The organism is Massilia putida, from assembly GCF_001941825.1.
Taxonomy (GTDB): Bacteria; Pseudomonadota; Gammaproteobacteria; order Burkholderiales; family Burkholderiaceae_D; genus Telluria; species Telluria putida.
In genome coordinates this window covers 5,220,709-5,241,401 of record NZ_CP019038.1, presented here as the reverse complement: position 1 = coordinate 5,241,401, position 20,693 = coordinate 5,220,709, and the positions used below count along the sequence as shown (strand labels likewise).

Below are 20,693 nucleotides of genomic sequence, written 5' to 3'. Positions count from 1 at the left end.
CGCCAACACAATGCGAACGTTGCGCGCGGGCGGAGGGCCGCCCACCCTACTTGCCCTGCAGCGCCTGCTGCATCTGCGCCGTCATCTGCTGGAACTGCAGCGCCAGCCTGCGGCACGGTTCCTGCTTCGCTTCGCACAGCACTTTCATCTCGACGAACGTCCCCTTGTCGGTCTTGCGGATCAGGCGCCGCACGACGGCGGGGTACGCCTCGTGCCCTTCCGGCACGAACGACCAGACGGCCAGTTCCGGTTTGGGGACGGTGACGACGGTCCAGCCGTCCGGATGGGTGATCTTCGCGTCCGGGCTTTTCTGCACCGCGGCCAGGGCGTCGGCGACGCGGGTGTAGCCGAGCGGACGGGGCGCGTCGGCGTTGCGCATCTGCGCGTGGGCGGGGCCGGCCAGGGTCAGCGCGGCGGCGATGAAGGGAATGGCAAATCGTTTCATGGGACACGATGTGGTTGACATGGTGACATCGTGACATGCCTGGATGTTCCCGGCAACACGATTCGCGCCCGGCGCCGATCCGTGTGAGAATCGGGTGCGGCAAAAAATAGTTGCGCCGCGCATGAACCTTTGCACGGTGGGCGGGTATTCACGGCAAAACAGTAGAGAGCGCATGCGTGGATAGGAGAATCGAAGAACCGGCTTCGGCGGTCGGAACGGCCGAGGGCGAAGCCAGCCTGCTCGGCCGTGTCGCGGCCGGGGACCGGCGCGCCTTCGAGATGCTGTACCGCGTGTATTTCCCGCGCCTGGCGCGCTTCCTGCAAAGGATGACGCGCAGCGTGCCGCTGATCGAGGAAATCGTCAACGACACGCTGCTCGTCGTCTGGCAGAAGGCCGCCACGTTCGACGGCAGCTGCAAGGTCTCGACCTGGGTCTTCGCGATCGCCTACCGCAAGGCCTGCAAGGCGCTGCACGCGCTGGACGAGCCGGCGGGCGATGCCGCCGACGAGTGCGTGGGCGACGACGCCGGCCGGCCCGACTGGCGCTTCGAACAGCAGCGCCTCGCGCACGCCGTCGACGCGGCCGTCGCCACCTTGCCGCTGGCGCAGCGGGCCGCGTTCCAGCTGACCTTCTATCACGACATGGGTTACGCAGAAATCGCAGAAATCATGGAATGTCCCGTCAACACCGTCAAAACGCGCCTGTTCCACGCGCGCCGCCGCCTGGCAACACTGCTGGAAGACCAGCTGGAGATCCGGCCATGAACCCGTACAGCCACCCCGAAGCCCAGGACGCCCTGCCCTGGCTCGCCAACGGCACCCTCGCTGGCGCGGAACTGGAACGCGTGCAGGCCCATGTGGCAACCTGCGCCGACTGCCGCGCCGACCTCGCGCTGCTGCGTACGGTGCACGCGGCCGGGCCGGGGCCGAGCCTCGACTTCGATCCGGACCGCGCACTGGCCCGCCTGATGCCGCGCCTGGACGCCGCGCCGGTGGACGACGACGTCCCGGTGCCGTGCGCGGTGCCGGAGACGCCCGGCCTGCTGCAGCGCTGGCGCAACCGCCTCGCCGCCAACGACCGCACCTGGCTGCGCGCCGCCGTCGCCGCGCAGTTCTGCGCGATCGCCGTGCTGGCCGCCATGCTGGCGCGCCCCGCTGCCCGACCGGACGCGGCGCCCGACTACCGCGCGCTGGGCGCCGCCGGCGCCAACGGCATGGCAAGACTCGTCGTCACCTTCCGGCCCGACACGCCCGAGGCCGAACTGCGCCGCATCGTGCGCGGCAGTGGCGCACGCATCGTCGGCGGCCCGACCGTCACGGATGCCTGGCTGGTCGGCGCGGACGGCCAGCTGGACCCCGTGCTGGCCCGGCTGCGCGCGGAACCGGCCGTGACGCTGGCCGAACCGTTGTCCGCGATCGGGCAGCCGTGAGACGGCTCCTCGCCTGCCTGCTCGCCCTGTGCGCCTTCGCGTGCGCGGTCCCGCGCGCGAGCGCGGACCCGCCCGATCCGCACGCGGCGCCGGCGCCCGCCGCCCATCAGGTGCTCGTGATGCTGCGCATGCCGTCGCCGCACTTCCGTCCCGACGGCGCGTACGGCGGCGGCTACACGGACGACAGCACCCGCGCCGCGCGCCGCCGCGTCGCGCGCGAGCTCGCCGCCGCCTACGGCCTGCGCGTCGTCGACGACTGGCCGATGCCCGCCATCGGCATCGACTGCTTCGTGATGGAAGACACCCAAAATAAGGACGGCGGGCAGGTCGAGCGGCTGCTCGACACCTTGGCGCACGATCCCCGCGTCGCCTGGGCCCAGGCGATCCAGGAATACCGGGGACTCGACGGCGGCGATCCGCTGCTGCCCGTGCAGCCGGCCGCGCAACTGTGGCAGCTGACGACGCTGCACCACGCCAGCACGGGACGCGGGGTGACGGTGGCCGTCGTCGACAGCGGCGTCGACGCAAACCACCCCGACCTCGCGGGACAAATCAAACTGCGGCGCAACTTCGTCGATGCGTATCCGGATGCGGCCGAAGCGCACGGCACGGCCGTCGCCGGCATCATCGCCGCGCGCGAAGGCAACGGCCAGGGCATCGCGGGCATCGCGCCCGGCGCGAAGCTGCTGGCGCTGCGCGCGTGCTGGGAAACGGCCGGGCCGCCCGCGCGCTGCAACAGCTTCACGCTCGGCAAGGCCATCAATTTCGCGCTGATGAACGACGTGGGCATCATCAATATGAGCCTGGGCGGACCGAAGGACCGGCTGCTGCAGGCCCTGCTCGACGCCGCCCTGTCGCGCGGCGTGGCGCTCGTCGGCGCGGCCGATCCGGCGCAGCCCGACGGCGGCTTTCCCGCCTCGCACCCGGGCGTGATCGCGGTGGCGTCCGACACGCAGCGCGCGGCGCCGCCCGGATCGCTGCGCGCGCCGGGAACGGACGTGCCGACCTCGCTGCCGGGAGCGCGCTATGGGCTGGTGTCCGGCTCGTCGTACGCGGCGGCCCACGTGGCGGGGCTGGCCGCGCTGATCCTCGAACTGCGTCCAGGCACGGCGCCGGCCCGGCTGCGGGCCGACCTCGACGGGGGCGTCCGCATATTCCCTGCCGCGTTGGCGTCAGGGCCCGGACAAGCTGGTAGCATAAACGCCTGCGCGGCCATCGCGCGCGCCGCCGGAGCCTGCGTTTGCCTATGCCCATCGACGACAACGACCGCCAGCCTTCCTCCCCCGCGCCCGCGTTGACGGGCGCGCTCGCATTCTGCCTCGCCGCGATCGCCGCGGCACCCGGGGCCGTTGCCCAGACCAGTGCCGACGTCACCCTCGTGTCCGAATATGCGATGCGCGGCGTCTCCATGGGCCCCCGTCCCGCCCTGCAGCTGCGCGTGGACCATGACTTCGATGCCGGCTGGTACGCCGGTGCCTTCGCCTCGCCCATCTCATTGTATGGCCGCGGCCAGGGTCTCTTGATCGTCTACGGCGGCCGCGCGCTGCCGCTGACGTCGAGCTTGTCCTGGGATGCCGGCATCATCCGCACGATCTATCTGCGCAACCGCGAGGCCGACTACCACGAGTTCTACGCCGGCCTGACGCTGGATCGGGTCAACGCGCGCCTGTCCTATTCACCCGCCTATTACGGCGCAGGCAGCGCGGTCTACCTCGACCTGAACGGCGGCATCCCGCTGAGCGAACGCCTGGCGCTTGCCCTGCATGCCGGCCTGCTGCATCCGTTCAGCACCGATTATCACCAGGCCCCGCGCGACCGCGCCGACCTGCGTGCCACGCTCGCCTACGACAAGGACGACTGGCGCCTGCAGGCCGGCTGGCAAACCCTCGTGCACGGGTCGGACAGCGGCTTCCCCCGCGCCCGCGCCCTCGTCGCAAGCGTCAGCCGGCGCTTTTAAGCATCCGCGTGGGCACCGAGTGCCCGCCCTAAAAAACCTGCGATTCGATTGAACCTTGCACGCGGACGGGGGCATTAACGTCGTCCCTTCCCGACGCGTCCTACTGAGGAGCAATCATGAACCTGCAATCGAAAGCGGCCGTCCGCCTGCTCAAGGCCGGCTTGTCCGGCATCGTTCTCGGCGCCGTCGTCGCGTCGTGCGGCGGCGGTGGCGACGACCATCCGATGACGACGCCACCAGTCGTCATGCCGCCCGTGGTGGCGAGCGCATTCACGACCACGGCCCTCGTCACCGACCAGGCCAGCGGCGCCGCGCATACCGACACCCACCTCGTCAACGCCTGGGGCCTCGCGTTCAACCCGACGGCCTTCGTCTGGGTCGCCAACAACGGCACGTCGACGTCGACCCTGTACGACGGCAACGGCGTGCCGCAGACGCTCGTCGTCGCCATTCCGGCCGGCACCGCCGGCGCGGCCGGCGTCACGGGCATCGTCTTCAACGGCACCACCGACTTCAAGGTCACGCAGAACGGCGTGACGGGCGCCAGCCCCTTCATCTTCGTGGGCGAGGCGGGCACGGTGGCGGGCTGGTCGCCCGGCGTCAACCGCACGAATGCCGTGACGGCCGTCGACACGAACGGTACCGCCGTCTACAAGGGCCTCGCGATCGGCGCGTTCGCGGGCGCCAACTACCTGTACGCGGCCGACTTCCGCAACAACCGCATCGACGTCTACAACGCCAGCTTCCAGAAGGCCACGCTGCCCGGCGGCTTCGTCGATCCGAACCTGCCGGCCGGCTACGGGCCGTTCGGCATCCAGGCCATCGGCGACCGCATCTACGTGGCGTACGCCCAGCGCGAGACGAGCGGGAACGACGAGGTCAAGGGCGCGGGGCTGGGCGTCGTCGACGTGTATGACATGGGAGGCACGTTCTTGCACCGGCTGGCGGCGGGCGGCGCGCTGAACGCGCCATGGGGCCTCGCGATGGCGCCGGCGAACTTCGGGGACTTCGGCAATGCGCTCCTGGTCGGGAACTTCGGCGACGGCAAGATCAACGCCTACAACCCGTCCACCGGCGCCTTCATCGGCACCTTGTCGAAGGCCGACCGCACGCCCATCGTGATCGACGGCCTGTGGGGCATCGCCTTCGGCAACGGCGTGAACAACCAGCCGACGAACACGCTGTTCTACACCGCCGGGCCTAACGACGAAGCCCACGGCATCTACGGACGCATCGACCTCAAATGAGATGAGATATGCGGGGTCAGAGGAAGGACGCGAACATGGCGACGGCCGCCGCCGCCATCACGCCGGTGCACAGCCAGCCCATGACGGAAAGGCGCGGCGTGATCGTCAGGTGGCCCATGATGCGTGAACTCGATGCGACCAGCATCATGATCGCCATCACGGGCACGGCGATGACGCCGTTCAGCACCGCGCTCCAGTACAGGGCCTTGATCGGGTCGAGCGGCATGAAGTTGATGCCGACGCCGGCCAGGGTGGCGACGATGATGATGGCGTAGAACTTGCGCGCCGCCGAGAATTCGGCGCCCAGGCTGCTCTTCCAGTGGAACGTGCCGGCCATCGCGTACGCGGCGGAACCGGCCAGCACGGGGATCGCCAGCAGGCCCGTGCCGACGATGCCCAGCGCGAACAGGACGAACGCGAGTTCGCCCGCGACGGGTTTGAGCGCCGATGCCGCCTGCGCCGCCGTCTGCAGGTCGCGCACGCCCTGCGTGTGCAGGGTCGCGGCCGTCGTCAGCATGATGAAGAACGCGACGGCGTTCGACACGCCCATGCCGACGAGCGTGTCGAAACGGATGCGGCTGAACTGGCGCTCCACCTGCTCCGGCGCGTGGCGCAGCGGCTGGGCAGCGTCGTCCGCGCGCAGCTCCTCGACTTCCTGCGACGCCTGCCAGAAGAACAGATAGGGACTGATCGTCGTGCCGAACACGGCGACGATGGTGGTCAGGTAATCCTTGTTCCACGCGATGCGCGGCCACACGGTCGCCGCCAGCACCTCGCCCCACGGCACGTGGACGACGAACACGGTGGCCACGTACGCAAGCAGCACGAGCGTGAGCCACTTGAGCAGGTTCACGTAGCGCTGGTAAGGCACGAACACCTGCAGCAGCACCGACAGCACGCCGAAACCGACCGCATACCAGTGCGGCCGTCCCGGTGCGACGAGCGCCATCGCCTCGCCCATCGCCGCCACGTCGGCCGCGATATTGATGACGTTCGCGACGAGCAGCAGGCCGACGATGCCCCACACCACCTGGCGCGGCGCATAGCGCTGCAGGTTGGTGGCGAGCCCGCGGCCCGTCACGCGGCCGATATTGGCGCTGATGACCTGGATCGCGGCCATCAGCGGATACGTCAGCAGCAGCGTCCACAGCAGGTTGAACCCGAACTGGGCGCCGGCCTGCGAATACGTGGCGATGCCGCTCGGATCGTCGTCGGCCGCGCCGGTGATGAGGCCCGGCCCCAGCTTCGAGAGCCAGGTCGACGCTTCCGGCGACGGCGGGGCGATGGTACGGTCGGCATCCTTGGTGTCTTCAGGTTTCATGCAGGCCATCATGCACCGGGAGGCAACGGCAATATGTACGCTTGCGCACACTATGCATGGGCCGTAATGTCCGGCCTTCGTCATTCCCGCGCACGCGGGAATAGTGCCCCGGCACGATTCCCGCCATGCTGAGTTTCCGGAGCCGAATGTCGGAAATATCGTACGGTGTTTCCGACGTATCGAATTCTGTCACTCAGCATGGCGGGAACGACGGTAGATCACTTCTCCGACCGGATCCACTTCTCCACCTGCGCCTGCAGGATAGGCAGCGGCAGCGTCCCGTCCCCCAGCACCACCTCGTGGAACTTGGCATAGCTGAACTTCGGCCCCAGTTCCTTCTGCGCCCGCGCGCGCAGGTCGAGGATCTTCAGGGCGCCGATCTTGTACGCCAGCGCCTGGCCCGGCCACACCATGTAGCGCTCGACCTGGTTCGCAGCGCGCGCCTCGCTGTAGCCAAGGTTGTCCATCATGTACGCGACCGCCTGCTCGCGCGACCAGCCCTGCGCATGCATGCCCGTGTCGACGACGAGGCGCACGGCGCGCAACAATTCGTCGTTCAGGTGGCCGTAGTACGCAGCCGGATCGTCGTACAGGCCGAATTCGCGGCCCAGCGTCTCGCAGTACAGCGCCCACCCTTCCGTGTACGCGGCGGCGCTCGGGTGCTCCGTGAAGAATTTGCGGAAGTCCGGCAACGGCAATTCCTTCAGCAGCGCCGCGTGCAGGTGGTGGCCCGGCACGCCTTCGTGCAGGAACAGGCTCGTCATGCCGACCGTGCTGTAATCCTTCGGGTCGTTGACGACGGCCCAGAACACGCCCGGATGCGAACCGTCGGCCGCGACGGGCGTGTAGTGGTCGGACGCGGTGGCGCGCGTCAGCTCCGGCTCCAGCTGGATGTCCAGCTTCGCCTTGGGCAGCAAGGTGAAATACTCAGGCAGCTTCGCCTCGACGGCGCCGTAGATGGCGCGGTAGCGGTCCAGCACTTCGCGGTCGGTCTTGAACGGTTTGAAGCGCGGTTGGGCGGCCACCCATTGCGGGAAGGATTTCAAAGGTCCGTCGTAGCCCAGCTTCGGCGCCAACGCCGCCATCTGCTGCTGGATGCGCGCCACTTCCTTCTCGCCCAGCGCGTGGATCTCGGCGGGCGTCAGGTCGAGGTTCGTGTTGTCGCGGATGCGCGCCTGGTACCACGCGGCCCCGTTCGGCAACGCGCCGTAGCCGGCCGTCGCGCGGCCCGCGGGCAGGTAGTCCTTTTCGAGGAAGCTGTTCAGGCGCGCGAGCGCGGCGTCGATCTTTTGCGCGGCCTGGCGATAGCCGGCGGTGAGCGTCTTCTTGTCCTGGTCGGAGAAGCCGGCCGGCAGATTCTTGATAGGCGTATAAAAAATGCTCGCTTCCGCATCGTTCGCGGCTAGCTGGCGGAACTGCGGCAGCATCTTCGCCGTGATCGCCTTGGGCTGCACGACGCCCGTGCGCATGCCCTCTTTCATGTTGGCGATGGCCTGGTCGATCCAGGCCGGCAGCTGTTCCAGCCGGGAGAGATAGGCACGGTACTGGGCCGGCGTCGCCAGCGGCTGCGAACCCGTGCCGCTCGCGTAGTTGGCCAGCGTGCTCGGAATATTGTCGAAGTGGTTCAGCGGCAGCAGGTGCTCGGGGAAGCGTTCCAGGTCGAGCTGGCTGCGGATCTCGGAGACGAGGATGTCGTAGTTCAGCCGGGCCTTGTCCGAGAGGCGCGCACGGTCGATCTTCTGCAGCTCGTTCAACAGCCGATGGTTGGCGGCGAAGTAGCGGGCGCGGACCTTCGGGGCGATCGCCATCCCGATCTGGTCGTCGTAGCGGCTGTCGCCGTTGGCCGTCGCGTACAGCAGCGGATCGAAACGGGCGCGCGCATCGTAGAAGCGGGCGGCCACGCGGTCCACCTGGCGCTCGGCGGCGGATGCGGTCTGGGTTCCCGGCGTCGTGGCGGTATGGGCGGACAGGATAGGTGCGCCGGCCGCCACAAAGGCCGCGAGGATGGCGGCGTTCAGGGTGCGGTTCATGGGTCTCCTTTGTGAGGTTTGCCCGCAAGCATACTACGACTTGCCGAATTGATCACACCAACAAAGGGCCCCATTTTGGCGCATTCCGTGCACCGTCGCGGTGCTTTTGCACGCTTACGGGGCAATGCACATGACATGCTCGCCTTGGGTGCACCGTTTCACCAAATTGGAACGTTTATTGCTACGAAGAAGTGCTTATCAGACCAACTTGCACTTTTTTGGAGTAGTACGCATGGATGCATACAAAAGCGGAGCCGACGCGCTCTTCATCTTGCTCGGCGGGATCATGATCCTGGCGATGCACGCCGGCTTCGCCTTCCTCGAACTGGGTACGGTACGCCGCAAGAACCAGGTGAACGCCCTGGTCAAGATCCTGATCGACTTCGCCGTCTCCACCATCGCCTATTTCTTCGTCGGCTATGGCATCGCCTACGGCATCCACTTCATGGGCGCCACGAGCACGCTCGTCGCCAAGAACGGCTACGAGCTGGTGAAGTTCTTCTTCCTGCTGACGTTCGCCGCCGCGATCCCGGCCATCATCTCGGGCGGCATCGCCGAGCGCGCCAAGTTCCACCCGCAGATGGCCGCGACCGCCCTGCTCGTGGGCCTCGTGTACCCGCTGTTCGAAGGCATCGCCTGGAATAACCGCTTCGGCATCCAGGACTGGCTCACGTCGAGCTTCGGCGCGGCGTTCCACGACTTCGCCGGTTCCGTGGTCGTGCACGCCGTCGGCGGCTGGGCCGCGCTGCCGGCCGTGCTGCTGCTGGGCGCGCGCCGCGGCCGCTACACCAAGGATGGCCGCATCTCGGCGCACCCGCCGTCGAACATCCCGTTCCTCGCGCTGGGCGCCTGGATCCTCACCGTCGGCTGGTTCGGTTTCAACGTGATGAGCGCGCAGACGCTGGACAAGATGAACGGCCTCGTCGCCGTCAACTCGCTGATGGCCCTCGTGGGCGGCACCTTGACCGCCTTCGTGATGGGCAAGAACGACCCAGGCTTCGTCTACAACGGCCCGCTGGCCGGCCTCGTCGCCGTGTGCGCCGGTTCGGACCTGATGCACCCGCTGGGGGCGCTCGTGACGGGTGCCGTCGCCGGCGCGATCTTCGTCATGATGTTCACCTTGGCGCAGAACCGCTGGAAGATCGACGACGTGCTGGGCGTGTGGCCCCTGCACGGCCTGTGCGGCGCGTGGGGCGGCATCGCGGCCGGCATCTTCGGCAGCCAGGCGCTGGGAGGCCTCGGCGGCGTGTCCATGGTATCGCAGCTGATCGGCACCCTGTTGGGCATCGCCGTCGCCGGCATCGGCGGCATCATCGTCTACGGCCTGCTCAAGGCCACCGTCGGGCTGCGCCTGGACGCCGAGGAGGAATTCGACGGCGCCGACCTGGCCATCCACCGCATCAGCGCCACGCCGGAACGCGAAACCACGTTCCAATAAACGTTCCAGTCAGACTCACGCCTCGCGCGCGGCCGCAGCCTCGCCGCCGCGCGTCACCGCGCGCAGGATCGCGGCCGCCAGCGCCGCCGGCTCGACCGGCTTGGCCAGGTAATCCGTAAAGCCGGCCTGCAGCGCCTTGGCTCGGTCGTCCTCGCGCGTAAACGCCGTCAGGGCGATGGCGGGAATGTCCGCCGTGGTGGCGCGCCGGCGGACGCGCCGCATCAGTTCGAAGCCGTCGACTCCGGGCATTCCCACGTCGCTCACGATCACGTCCGGCACCTCCTCCTCCAGCAACGCCAGCGCCGCGCCGGCGCCGGGCGCCGTCCTCGTGGCCGCGCCGCTGTACGACAGGATCTGTTCCAGCACGTCGAGCGTATCGGGCGCGTCGTCGACCACCAGGACCCGCACGCCCGACAGATCGGCCAGGTCGCGCGGCGCGGCCGCCCCGGCCGGGCGCGTGTCCGCCGCCGTCGTGACGGCCGCCGGCTGGCGCGCCAGCGGCAGGCGCACGGTGAACGTCGTGCCCGCGTGGGCGCCGGCGCTGTCGACGGCAATGGTGCCGCCGTGCAGTTCGACGAGCTGCTTGGCGATCGACAGCCCCAACCCGAGGCCGCCGTGCTGGCGCGAGATCGACGCGTCCTGCTGGCGGAAGCGGTCGAACACGTACGGCAGGAAACTTGGATCGATGCCGATGCCGGAATCGATCACGCGGATCACCGCGTCGTTGCCGTCGCGCCCCAGCAACACCTGCACGTTGCCGCCGGTCGGCGTGAATTTGACCGCGTTGGCCAGCAGATTCCACAGCACCTGCTGCGGCCGGCCCGGATCGGCGCGCACCTCGAGGGGCAGGACGCCGGCCTCGCGTCCCAGGTCGGAGCGCAGGGCGATCTTCTTGGCGGCCGCGGCCGGATGCACGGTGCCCAGCGCCGCCTCGATGATCCGCGCCGGATCGACCGACTGGACGTCCAGGCGCACGGTGCCGGAAATGATGCGGCTCATGTCTAGCAGGTCGTCGATCAGCTGGCCCTGGGCGCGCGCGTTGCGTTCGATCGTCTCCAGCGCACGCCGCAAGGTCGCCTCGTCCTTCACGCCCCGCTGCAGCATGCCGGCCCAGCCGAGGATGGCGTTGAGGGGCGTGCGCAGTTCGTGCGACAGCGTGGCCAGGAATTCGTCCTTCAGCGCCGACAGGCGCTCGGCCTGGTCGCGCGCGATGCGCTCGCGTTCGAGCAGGTCCTGGCGCTCCGCCGCCGTCGCCTGCGATATCGCGAGGATGCGCGCGTTCGTTTCCAGCCGGGCGTCGAACACGGAGGCGATGAGGGCGAGGCCGAGCACGCAGAACGTGGCCAGCGCGACGAGCGTGGCGAGGCTGTCGCGGTGCACGCCGACGCGCGCGGCCATGCACACGCTGTCGGCCGGGAAGTTCGCGGCCGCCATGCCCGTGTAATGCATGCCGACGATGGCGAAGCCCATCACGACGGCGGCGCCGACGCGCGGCACCCACACGTGCGGCGTGCCGCGGCGCAGCCGGAACGCGATCCACAGCGCCAGCGCCGACGCCACGACGGCGATCAGCACCGACAGCGCGAACAGCAGCGGGTCGTACACGATCCCCGGCTGCATGCGCATGGCGGCCATGCCCGTGTAATGCATCGCATTGATGCCGATGCCCATGATCAGGGCGCTGGCGCCCAGGCGCACGGGGCCGAGGTCGGCGCGGCTCACCTGCCACAGCGCGAGGCCGGACGCGGCGATCGGCAGCACCAGGGAGACCAGGGTGATGGGAATGTCGAAGGCGATCGGGATCGGCAGGCGGAACGCCAGCATCCCGACGAAATGCATGGCCCAGATCCCGGAGCCCATCGCGATCGCGCCGCCCAGAATCCAGGCGAACTTGGTGCGCCCGGCGGCTTCCGTCACCCGGCCGGCCAGGCTGAGCGCCGAATAGGACGCGACGATCGCAACCAGGATCGAGATCAGGACCAGCGGGGTTTCATAGTATCCGGTCAGCATCGTCGGCCAGACGCATGCCGCCCGGCGGGCGGCTTCGGTCCACAGTATGCTACCGGCGCGCGGATTCAGCCAGAATCCAAAGAGAAATTACAGGATGTTAATTTTGTGCAACAATTTCCTTCTCTGCCGGTACGGCAGCGATCCCGGCCCGTTCCAGCATCGCGTGCAGCAAGACGTTGCAGCCGGCTTCCAGGTGCCCCGGCTGGGCGTCTTCGATCTCGTTGTGGCTGATGCCGTCCTTGCACGGCACGAAGATCATCCCGGCCGGCGCCAGCCGCGCGACATAGATGGCATCGTGGCCGGCGCCCGACACCACGTCCATCGTCGAGTAGCCCAGCTTGTCGGTGGCGGCGCGCACGGCGTCCACGCAATCCGGGTGGAACGGGCACGGCGGGTAATACGACACGCGCTCGAGTTCGATGGAGAGGCCCGTCTCGCGCCGCGTGCGGTCGATGAAGGCCTCGATCTCGCCGTGCATCGTGTTCAAGAGGTCGTCCGTCACGTTGCGCAGGTCGATGCTGAATTTCACGCGGCCGGGGATCACGTTGCGGCTGTTCGGGAAGACCTGCACCATGCCGACCGTCCCGCGGCCGTACGGCGGATAGCGGTTGGCGATCGCCACCACTTCCTGCATGATGGCCGTCGATACCTGCAGCGCGTCGCGGCGCAGATGCATCGGCGTGGGGCCCGCGTGCGCCTCCATGCCGGTCACCGTGCAGTCGTACCACGACAGGCCCATCACGGCGGGCACGACGCCGATCACCTTGTTCGCATCCTCCAGCACGGGACCCTGCTCGATGTGCGCTTCGAAATACGCGCCGATCGGGTGCATGCCCGGGGTCTGGTCCCCGCGGTAGCCGATCCGTTCGAGTTCCTCGCCCACCGACTTGCCGTCGACGTCGCGCGCGGCATACGCCGTCTCCAGGGTGAAGGCGCCGCAGAACACGCCGGAGCCCATCATCACGGGCACGAAGCGCGAGCCTTCCTCGTTCGTCCAGAACGCGACTTCGATCGGCGCTTCCGTGCGGACGCCGCGCTCGTTCAGCGTGCGCACGACTTCCAGCCCGGCCAGCACGCCGTAGTTGCCGTCGAACTTGCCGCCGGTCGGCTGGGTGTCGATGTGGCTGCCCGTGACGACCGGCGGCAGGCCGGGATTCGCGCCCTCGCGGCGCATGAACACGTTGCCGATCTTGTCCACGGTGACGGCCAGGCCCTCGGCCTTCGCCCACTGGACCACGAGGTCGCGGCCCTGGCGGTCGAGGTCCGTCAGGGCGAGGCGCTTCACGCCGCCCTTGTCGGTGGCGCCGATGCGGGCCAGTTCCATTAGGGAGTTCCACAGGCGGGTGCCGTTGATGCGCAGGTCGTTCATGGTTGTTCTCCGGTTGAATAAACCGTCGTCCCCGCGCAGGCGGGAACCCATACTGAATTACCGGAAGGCGCTGACGACGAATCGTAGGTTGCGACTTGCGGAGCCCGTGTATGGATTCCCGCTTGCGCGGGAACGACGTTCGTAACGTTCAAATGGCGTTGGTGAACGCCGGCCGCTCCACATATCGCCCGGCCCCACGCTCCGCCCGCAGGTCGCCATCCGCATACACGAGCTTCCCGGCCGCCACCGTGTGCGTCGGAATCCCGCGCACCGTGCGGCCTTCGAAGACGTTGAAGTCGCCCTTCGAATGCTGCGTCGCGGCCGACAAGGTGCGCGTGCCGTGCGGGTCCCACACGACGATATCGGCGTCCGCGCCCACGGACACGGAGCCCTTGCGCGGATAGATGTTGAAGATCTGCGCCGCGTTCGTCGACGTCACGCGCACGAATTCGGACGGCGTGAGGCGGCCCGTGTTCACGCCCGCATCCCACACGACGGCCATGCGCTCCTCGACGCCGCCGCAGCCGTTCGGGATGCGCGTGAAATCGTCCGCGCCCATCCCCTTCTGCCCGGCGCAGAACGTGCAGTGGTCCGTCGCCGTCGTGTGCAGGTTGCCGCCCTGCAGTCCCTGCCACAACGCGGCCTGGTGGTGGCTAGAGCGGAACGGAGGACTCATCACGTAGGCGCGCGCGACTTCCGGGTCGGCATGGCGATACACGCTGTCGTCGATGACGAGATGGCCCGCCAGCGCCTCGCCGTACACGCGCTGGCCCCGTGCGCGGGCGCGCGTGATGGCGTCCAGCGATTCGGCGCACGACACGTGCACGATGTACACCGGCGTGCCGAGCACGTTCGCGATGGCGATCGCGCGGTTGGCCGCCTCGGCTTCCACCTCGGGTGGCCGCGACAGCGGATGCGCTTCCGGTCCGCGGATGCCCTTCGCCAGCAGTTCACGCTGCAATTGGTAGACGAGTTCCCCGTTCTCCGCGTGCACGGTCGGGATCGCGCCCAGTTCGAGCGCGCGGCGGAAGCTGTTCACCAGCGTCTCGTCGTCGGCCATGATCGCGTTCTTGTAGGCCATGAAGTGCTTGAAGCTGTTCACGCCGTGCTGCCTGACGAGCGTGCCCATGTCTTCGTGCACCGTGTCGTCCCACCACGTGACGGCCACGTGGAACGTGTAGTCGGCCGCCGCCTTTTCGGCCCAGCCGCGCCACGTGTGAAACGCGTCCAACAGGCGCTGTTTCGGGTCGGGGATCACGAAGTCGATGATCGTCGTCGTGCCGCCCGCGAGGCCTGCCGCCGTGCCGGTATAAAAATCGTCGGCGGTGACGGTGCCCATGAACGGCAGCTGCATGTGCGTATGCGGGTCGATCCCGCCCGGCATCACGTACTGGCCGCCGGCATCGACGACGGTCGCGTGCGCGGGCGCTTCCAGGTTCTCGCCGACGGCGACGATCTTGCCGCCTTCGCACAGCACGTCGGCACGCCATGCACGGTCGGCGTTCACCACCGTACCACCACGTATCAACAGGGTCATTGACGTCTCCTCGGGTCAATCGAGCGAACGGGCCGGCTGCAGCGCCGGCGCCGCCCTGCCCTTCATCATGAGGCCGTACACGAGCGCGGAAATCGCGATCCCGACGAACCAGGCATAGGTGTAGAGGGTCTTGAAACCGGCGCCCACATCCGGGAACGATTCCGGAAACGCCGCGTTCATGAAGCCCGGTATATTCGGCAGCACGCCGGCGACGAACGCCACGATGGCGGCCGGGTTCCAGCCGCCGCGATAGCCGTAGATGCCGTCGTCGCGGTACAGCTGGTCGACGGCCAGTTCCGTGCGGCGGATCAGGTAGTAATCGATGATCAGCACGCCGGCGATGGGGCCCAGCAGCGCGGAGTAACCGATCAGCCACGTGAAGATATAGCCCTGCGTCGATTCGAGGATCTTCCACGGCATCATGACGAGCGCGATGCCGGCCGTGATGTAGCCGCCCGTGCGGTACGAGATGTGGCGCGGCGCCAGCGCGGAAAAGTCGTACGCCGGACCGACGAGGTTCGCGGCCAGGTTGACGCTGACGGTGTCGACCAGCAGAACGATCAGCGCGATCAGCACCGCGGCGCCCGTCATGCGGCTGGCCAGGTCGACCGGGTCCCACAGTGCCTTGCCGTACAGGACGACGGTGGCCGACGTGACGATGACGGCCAGCGCGGCCAGCAGGCCCATCGGCACGGGCAGGCCGATGGACTGGCCCAGCACCTGGTCGCGCTGCGTGCGCGCGAAGCGGGTGAAGTCGGGGATGTTCAGCGCGAGCGTGGCCCAGAAGCCGACCATCGCCGTCAGCGACGGCCAGAACGTGGGCCAGAACTGGCCGGCCTTCTTGCCGCCCTCGACGAATTGCGACGGCGCGGCCAAGAGCGGACCGAAGCCGCCGGCTTTTTCGTAGACCCAGCCGAGCAGCACGAAGCAGATCGCGATCTTGAGCGGCGCCGTGTACGTCTCCAGCTTGCGGATCGCATCCATGCCGTGCACGATGAACCAGAACTGGATGGCCCAGAACGCGAGGAAGCACAGCAGCTGCGCGCCGTTGATGCCCAGGCCGGCGAGTTTGGCGCCGCCGATGGCGTGCCCGGCCAGCACGCCCAGCAAGGTGTAGATCATGCTGCCGCCGAACCACGTCTGGATGCCGTACCAGCCGCACGCGACGATCGCGCGCATCAGCGCCGGCAGCCGCGCCCCGCGCGTGCCGAACGCGGCGCGCGCCAGCACGGCGTACGGGATGCCGTACTTGGTGCCGGCGTGACCGATCAGCAGCATCGGCAGCAGCACGATGGCGTTCGCGAGGAACACGGTGAACACGGCCTGGTACGCGGACATGCCGGCCTCGATCAGGCTGGCCGACAGCGTATAGGCCGGGATGCACATCACCATGCCGACCCACAGGGCGGCGAAGTGATACCAGCGCCACGTGCGCTGCGCGGCGCCGGTGGGCGCGAGGTCTTCGTTCCAGAGGTCCTGGTGGGTTGCCGGGTCGGGGCTCATCGGGGCGGTCTCCATCGTTGCGGTGGTAGTGTTATTAGCAAGAGCGATGCCAACCGAATCGCGTCATGCACCGTCCAATACTACCTCCGCCCGCGGATTGCGGGGATCCTGCGTCCAGTTCATGTACGGTTTGCCCGTCTGCTGCGGCACCATCGTGATGCACCCTTCGACCGGACAGGTGATCTCGCACAGATTGCACCCGACGCATTCCTGGTCGATCACCTCGTAACGCCGCGCATTCCCGTCGACGAGCCGGGCGATGGCCTGGTGCGACGTATCCTCGCACGCCACGTGGCAGCGCCCGCACTGGATGCACTTGTCCTGGTCGATGCGCGCGATGACCTGGTAGTTCATGTCCAGGTATTTCCAGTCCGTCGTGTTGGGCACGGCCTTGCGCGAGAACGCGGCGATGTTGTCGTAGCCCTTGCTGTCCATCCAGCGCGACAGCCCGTCCTTCATCTCCTCGACGATCCGGAAGCCGTGCAGCATCGCGGCGGTGCACACCTGCACCGATCCGGCGCCCAGCGCGATGAATTCGGCCGCGTCGCGCCAGTTGCCGATGCCGCCGATGCCGGAGATCGGCAGGCCTTTCGTCACCGGATCGCGCGCGATCTCGGCCACCATGTTCAGCGCGATGGGTTTGACGGCCGTGCCGCAATAGCCGCCGTGCGTGCTGGCGTTGCCGACGGCGGGGAATGCGACCATGCGGTCCAGATCGAGGTGCGTGATCGAATTGATCGTGTTGATCAGCGAGACGGCATCCGCCCCGCCCGCCAGCGCCGCGCGTGCGGGGGCGCGCACGTCCGTGATGTTCGGCGTCAGCTTGACGATCACCGGCAGCCGCGTGTACATCTTGCACCAGCGCGTGACCTGCTCGATCAGGTCCGGCTGCTGGCCCACGGCCGCGCCCATGCCGCGCTCGGGCATGCCGTGCGGGCAGCCGAAGTTCAGTTCGATGCCGTCCGCACCCGTCGCCTCGACGAGCGGCAGGATCTCGCGCCACGGCGCTTCCTCGCACGGCAGCATCATCGACACGACCAGCGCACGGTCCGGCCAATCCTTCTTGACCTGCGTGATCTCGCGCAGGTTGATCTCCAGGCTGCGGTCCGTGATCAGCTCGATGTTGTTGAAGCCGATGACTTCGCGGTTCTTCCCGTGCAGCGCCGAGTAGCGCGACGACACGTTGACGGCCGGCGGATCCTCGCCGAGCGTCTTCCACACGACGCCGCCCCACCCCGCCTCGAAGGCGCGCACGACGTTACAGGCCTTGTCGGTCGGCGGTGCGGACGCCAGCCAGAAAGGGTTCGGCGACTTGATGCCGCAGAAATCGATGCTCAGGTCGGCCATCATGCCCCCGCTTTGGAAAGGATGTCGTTATGAATCGCCAGCGCGGCCAGCTTGCCGTGCTGGACGGCATGCACCGTCAGGTCCTGCCCCGGCGCCACGCAGTCGCCGCCCGCGTACACGCCCGGCAGCTTGGTCCGGAAATGGGCATCGACATTGATTTTGTCGCCGCTGCGTTCCAGTTCGCCGGCGAGCGGATCGGACAGCGCATCGTTGTCCATGTGCTGGCCGATGGCCTTGAACACGGCATCCGCGGCGATGTCGACGAAGGCGCCCGTGCCGGCGAGGCGGCCCTCGATCAGGCGCGTCTCTTCGAAGCGCATGCCGCGCACGCGTCCCGCATCGTCCAGCAGGATGTCATGCGGCGCGGCCCACGTGCGGATGCGCACGCCGTTCGTCTTCGCGATCTCGATCTCGTGGCCGGTGGCGCTCATCGCCTCGACGCCGCGGCGGTAAACGAGCGTGACTTCCTCCGCGCCGAGACGTCCGATCTGCACGGCCATGTCGACGGCCGTGTTGCCGGCGCCGATCACGACGGCGCGCTTCGGCACCGGCAGCGCCGCCAGGTCGGCCGCCTGGCGCAAGGTGGCGATGTAGTCGACGGCGGCCGCGAGGCCGGGCGCGTCCTCGCCCGTCAGGCCGAGACGGCGGCTCGCACCCAGGCCCAGGCCGAGGAACACGGCGTCGTAGCGCGTGTGCAGGTCCTGCAGGTGCAGGTTGGCGCCCAGGATGCGGCCGTACTGGATCTCGATCCCGCCGATCGACAGCAGGAAGTCGACCTCCCGCTGCGCGAAATCGCCCGGCAGCTTGTACTTGGCGATGCCGTATTCGTTGAGCCCTCCGGCCTTCTCGCGCGCCTCGAACACGACGACGTCATGGCCCAGCATCGCCAGCCGGTGCGCGCACGACAGCCCGGCCGGACCGGCACCGACGACGGCGATGGTCTTGCCGGTCGCAGAGGCGCGCTGGAACGGATGGCCGGCGAAGTGGGCGTTGTCGATGGCGTGGCGCTGCAGCAGGCCGATTTTCACCGGCTGGCCCTCGGCGTCATGGTTGCGCACGCAGGCGTCCTCGCACAGGATCTCCGTCGGGCACACGCGCGAACAGCTGCCGCCGAAGATGTTCTGCTTGAGGATGTTGACGGCGGCACCATCCACGTTGCCCTCGTGGATGTTGCGGATGAAGCTCGCGACGTCGATGCCCGTCGGGCAGGCGCGGGTACAGGGCGCGTCATAACAGTACAGGCAACGGGCGCTCTCGATGGCGGCCTGGCGGGCGGTCAGCGCCGGGGCCAGGTCGGTGAAGCGCTCGGACAACGCGCCGTGCGTGCCGGTGGCGTGGGGCAGGTGCTGGAGTGACTCGATCATTTGGCATCCCTTCTTATCGTGATGGTGCGAACACGACTTCGAATTACGCGGCTTTAAGACCGTCATTCCCGCGCAGGCGGGAATCCATACTGAGTCTCACGCTGAGGCTCACCGACATCTTGCGATACGATTGCCGGCACCTCAGCATGGGGGGAACAGCCCGGTGGGCTATTCCCGCCTGCGCGGAGACGACGTATCGATTTATTTCATCTGCGGAAACGCGAACTCCACTCCGCTGCTCGCCGTATTCGGCCACCGCTGCATGACCGCCTTGTGCCGCGTATAAAACCGCACGCCCTCCGGCCCGTACGCGTGGTGGTCGCCGAACAGGCTTTTCTTCCACCCGCCGAAGCTGTTGAATGCCATCGGCACCGGCAGCGGCACGTTCACGCCCACCATGCCCACTTGCACCTGGCGGACGAATTCGCGCGCCACGCCGCCGTCGCGGGTGAACACGGCCACGCCGTTGCCGTACTCGTTGCGGTTGATGAGTTCCAACGCGCTGCCCACGTCCGGCAGGCGCACGACGCACAGCACGGGCCCGAAGATTTCTTCCCGATAGATCGACATGGATGGCTGCACGTGGTCGAACAGCGTGCCGCCCACGAAGAAGCCGTTGTCGCGTCCCGGCACCTTGAAGCCGCGGCCGTCGACGACGAGGGTCGCGCCCTGCTCCACGCCTTCGCCGATCAGCTTTTCGATGCGCTGCTTGGCCGCGAGCGTGACGACCGGTCCCATCTCGGCGCCGTCCGCCATGCCGTCCGCGATTTTCAAGGCGCGCGTGCGCTCGGCCAGCCGGGCGACCAGCGCATCGCCCGCGTCGCCGATGGCCACCGCCACCGAGATCGCCATGCAGCGCTCGCCGGCCGAGCCGTACGCGGCGCCGATGAGGGCGTCGACGGCCATGTCCATGTCGGCGTCCGGCATCACGACCATGTGGTTTTTGGCGCCGCCCAGCGCCTGCACGCGCTTGCCGGATGCCGAACCGCGCGCATAGATGTATTCCGCGATCGGCGTCGAGCCGACGAAGCTGACGGCCTGGATGTCCGGATGATCGAGCAGCGCGTCGACCGCGCCCTTGTCGCCCTGCACGACGTTGAACACGCCGTCCGGCAGCCCCGCTTCCTTGAGCAGCTGCGCATGCAGCAGCGACGCCGACGGGTCGCGCTCGGACGGCTTCAGGATGAACGTGTTGCCGCATGCGATGGCGACGGGGAACATCCACATCGGCACCATCACGGGGAAGTTGAACGGCGTGATGCCCGCGACGACGCCCAGCGGCTGGCGCATCGACCACGCGTCGATGCCGCGCGCGATCTGGTCCGTGAACTCGCCCTTGAGCAGTTGCGGAATGCCCACCGCGAATTCGACCACCTCGATGCCGCGTGCGACTTCGCCGCGTGCATCGGCGAACGTCTTGCCGTGTTCGCGCACGACCATCGCCGCGAAATCGTCCGTGTGGCGCTGGCACAGCTGCAGGTAGTTGAACAGCACGCGGGCGCGGGACAGCGGGGGCGTCGCGGCCCAGGCCGGAAATGCGGCGCTCGCCGCGGCGACGGCCGCGTTCACGTCGTCGCCACTGGCCAGCGCCACGCGCGCGCAGGGCTCGCCCAGTGCCGGGTTGTAGACGTCGGCGAAGCGTCCGCTGGTACCGCCGAACGCGCTGCCGTTGACGTAGTGATTGATGGTCTCCATG

General features: G+C 68.2%; 16 protein-coding genes. 6 read left to right on the top strand and 10 right to left on the bottom strand.

The window, feature by feature from the left end:
• Positions 1–46 precede the first annotated feature (46 nt).
• A complete protein-coding gene (locus BVG12_RS25480) occupies positions 47–445 on the bottom strand; it encodes a hypothetical protein (protein ID WP_075794833.1) in 399 nt (132 codons plus the stop codon).
• Between the two features lie 176 nt (positions 446–621).
• On the opposite strand from BVG12_RS25480, the gene BVG12_RS25475 reads away from it, so the two are divergent.
• From BVG12_RS25475 to BVG12_RS25455, 5 genes are all read left to right on the top strand, one after another.
• Positions 622–1,209, top strand: coding sequence for an RNA polymerase sigma factor (locus BVG12_RS25475; RefSeq protein WP_229503711.1), 588 nt, complete (start codon positions 622–624; stop codon positions 1,207–1,209).
• Positions 1,206–1,874, top strand: a complete 669-nt coding sequence (locus tag BVG12_RS25470; RefSeq protein WP_075794832.1) for a zf-HC2 domain-containing protein — start codon at positions 1,206–1,208, stop codon at positions 1,872–1,874. The genes BVG12_RS25475 and BVG12_RS25470 overlap by 4 nt, the downstream gene beginning before the upstream one ends.
• Positions 1,871–3,172, top strand: a complete 1,302-nt coding sequence (locus BVG12_RS25465) for a S8 family peptidase (protein WP_075794831.1) — start codon at positions 1,871–1,873, stop codon at positions 3,170–3,172. Before BVG12_RS25470 ends, BVG12_RS25465 begins: the two co-directional genes overlap by 4 nt.
• On the top strand, positions 3,121–3,831 hold the full coding sequence (locus BVG12_RS25460) for a TorF family putative porin (RefSeq protein WP_075794830.1): 711 nt from the start codon (positions 3,121–3,123) through the stop codon (positions 3,829–3,831). Before BVG12_RS25465 ends, BVG12_RS25460 begins: the two co-directional genes overlap by 52 nt.
• 116 nt (positions 3,832–3,947) lie before the next feature.
• Positions 3,948–5,078, top strand: a complete 1,131-nt coding sequence (locus tag BVG12_RS25455) for a TIGR03118 family protein (RefSeq protein WP_075794829.1) — start codon at positions 3,948–3,950, stop codon at positions 5,076–5,078.
• Between the two features lie 16 nt (positions 5,079–5,094).
• Here the strand turns inward: BVG12_RS25455 and BVG12_RS25450 are convergent, their stop codons facing one another.
• Together BVG12_RS25450 and BVG12_RS25445 are read right to left on the bottom strand one after the other, a co-directional pair.
• The gene (locus BVG12_RS25450) at positions 5,095–6,399 is read right to left on the bottom strand and encodes an Nramp family divalent metal transporter (protein WP_075794828.1); all 1,305 of its coding nucleotides are present in this window, start codon (positions 6,397–6,399) and stop codon (positions 5,095–5,097) included.
• A gap of 218 nt (positions 6,400–6,617) precedes the next feature.
• A complete protein-coding gene (locus BVG12_RS25445) occupies positions 6,618–8,429 on the bottom strand; it encodes a DUF885 domain-containing protein (protein WP_075794827.1) in 1,812 nt (603 codons plus the stop codon).
• Between the two features lie 232 nt (positions 8,430–8,661).
• Between BVG12_RS25445 and BVG12_RS25440 the strand changes: the two genes are divergently transcribed.
• Positions 8,662–9,867: an ammonium transporter gene (locus BVG12_RS25440; protein WP_075794826.1), complete on the top strand. Its 1,206-nt coding sequence runs from the start codon at positions 8,662–8,664 to the stop codon at positions 9,865–9,867.
• A gap of 15 nt (positions 9,868–9,882) precedes the next feature.
• Here BVG12_RS25440 and BVG12_RS25435 read toward each other — a convergent pair whose 3' ends face one another.
• The 7 genes from BVG12_RS25435 to BVG12_RS25405 all read right to left on the bottom strand — a co-directional run bounded on the left by BVG12_RS25435 (position 9,883) and on the right by BVG12_RS25405 (position 20,692).
• Positions 9,883–11,877, bottom strand: coding sequence for an MHYT domain-containing protein (locus BVG12_RS25435; protein ID WP_075794825.1), 1,995 nt, complete (start codon positions 11,875–11,877; stop codon positions 9,883–9,885).
• Positions 11,878–11,974: 97 nt separating this feature from the next.
• Positions 11,975–13,246, bottom strand: a complete 1,272-nt coding sequence (locus tag BVG12_RS25430) for a Zn-dependent hydrolase (RefSeq protein ID WP_075794824.1) — start codon at positions 13,244–13,246, stop codon at positions 11,975–11,977.
• A gap of 148 nt (positions 13,247–13,394) precedes the next feature.
• Positions 13,395–14,783 carry a dihydropyrimidinase gene (gene hydA, locus BVG12_RS25425; RefSeq protein WP_075794823.1) on the bottom strand — a complete coding sequence of 463 codons (1,389 nt, stop codon included), beginning with the start codon at positions 14,781–14,783 and terminating at the stop codon, positions 13,395–13,397.
• Positions 14,784–14,798: 15 nt separating this feature from the next.
• Complete coding sequence (locus BVG12_RS25420; protein ID WP_075794822.1) at positions 14,799–16,286, bottom strand: NCS1 family nucleobase:cation symporter-1; 1,488 nt, start codon at positions 16,284–16,286, stop codon at positions 14,799–14,801.
• Between the two features lie 63 nt (positions 16,287–16,349).
• Positions 16,350–17,633, bottom strand: coding sequence for an NAD-dependent dihydropyrimidine dehydrogenase subunit PreA (preA, locus tag BVG12_RS25415; RefSeq protein WP_075794821.1), 1,284 nt, complete (start codon positions 17,631–17,633; stop codon positions 16,350–16,352).
• Positions 17,633–18,997, bottom strand: a complete 1,365-nt coding sequence (locus tag BVG12_RS25410; RefSeq protein WP_075794820.1) for an NAD(P)-dependent oxidoreductase — start codon at positions 18,995–18,997, stop codon at positions 17,633–17,635. The genes preA and BVG12_RS25410 overlap by 1 nt, the downstream gene beginning before the upstream one ends.
• A 201-nt stretch (positions 18,998–19,198) precedes the next feature.
• A complete protein-coding gene (locus BVG12_RS25405; RefSeq protein WP_075794819.1) occupies positions 19,199–20,692 on the bottom strand; it encodes a CoA-acylating methylmalonate-semialdehyde dehydrogenase in 1,494 nt (497 codons plus the stop codon).
• Between the last annotated feature and the right edge of the window lies 1 nt (position 20,693).

Excerpts from the sequence above, each read along its gene's own strand:
- BVG12_RS25480 (WP_075794833.1), bottom strand. The coding sequence starts at position 445 with ATGAAACGATTTGCCATTCCCTTCATCGCCGCCGCGCTGACCCTGGCC.
- BVG12_RS25470 (WP_075794832.1), top strand. The coding sequence starts at position 1,206 with ATGAACCCGTACAGCCACCCCGAAGCCCAGGACGCCCTGCCCTGGCTC.
- BVG12_RS25460 (WP_075794830.1), top strand. The coding sequence starts at position 3,121 with ATGCCCATCGACGACAACGACCGCCAGCCTTCCTCCCCCGCGCCCGCG.
- BVG12_RS25455 (WP_075794829.1), top strand. The coding sequence starts at position 3,948 with ATGAACCTGCAATCGAAAGCGGCCGTCCGCCTGCTCAAGGCCGGCTTG.
- BVG12_RS25450 (WP_075794828.1), bottom strand. The coding sequence starts at position 6,399 with ATGAAACCTGAAGACACCAAGGATGCCGACCGTACCATCGCCCCGCCG.
- BVG12_RS25445 (WP_075794827.1), bottom strand. The coding sequence starts at position 8,429 with ATGAACCGCACCCTGAACGCCGCCATCCTCGCGGCCTTTGTGGCGGCC.
- BVG12_RS25440 (WP_075794826.1), top strand. The coding sequence starts at position 8,662 with ATGGATGCATACAAAAGCGGAGCCGACGCGCTCTTCATCTTGCTCGGC.
- BVG12_RS25435 (WP_075794825.1), bottom strand. The coding sequence starts at position 11,877 with ATGCTGACCGGATACTATGAAACCCCGCTGGTCCTGATCTCGATCCTG.
- BVG12_RS25430 (WP_075794824.1), bottom strand. The coding sequence starts at position 13,246 with ATGAACGACCTGCGCATCAACGGCACCCGCCTGTGGAACTCCCTAATG.
- hydA (WP_075794823.1), bottom strand. The coding sequence starts at position 14,783 with ATGACCCTGTTGATACGTGGTGGTACGGTGGTGAACGCCGACCGTGCA.
- BVG12_RS25420 (WP_075794822.1), bottom strand. The coding sequence starts at position 16,286 with ATGAGCCCCGACCCGGCAACCCACCAGGACCTCTGGAACGAAGACCTC.
- preA (WP_075794821.1), bottom strand. The coding sequence starts at position 17,633 with ATGGCCGACCTGAGCATCGATTTCTGCGGCATCAAGTCGCCGAACCCT.
- BVG12_RS25410 (WP_075794820.1), bottom strand. The coding sequence starts at position 18,997 with ATGATCGAGTCACTCCAGCACCTGCCCCACGCCACCGGCACGCACGGC.
- BVG12_RS25405 (WP_075794819.1), bottom strand. The coding sequence starts at position 20,692 with ATGGAGACCATCAATCACTACGTCAACGGCAGCGCGTTCGGCGGTACC.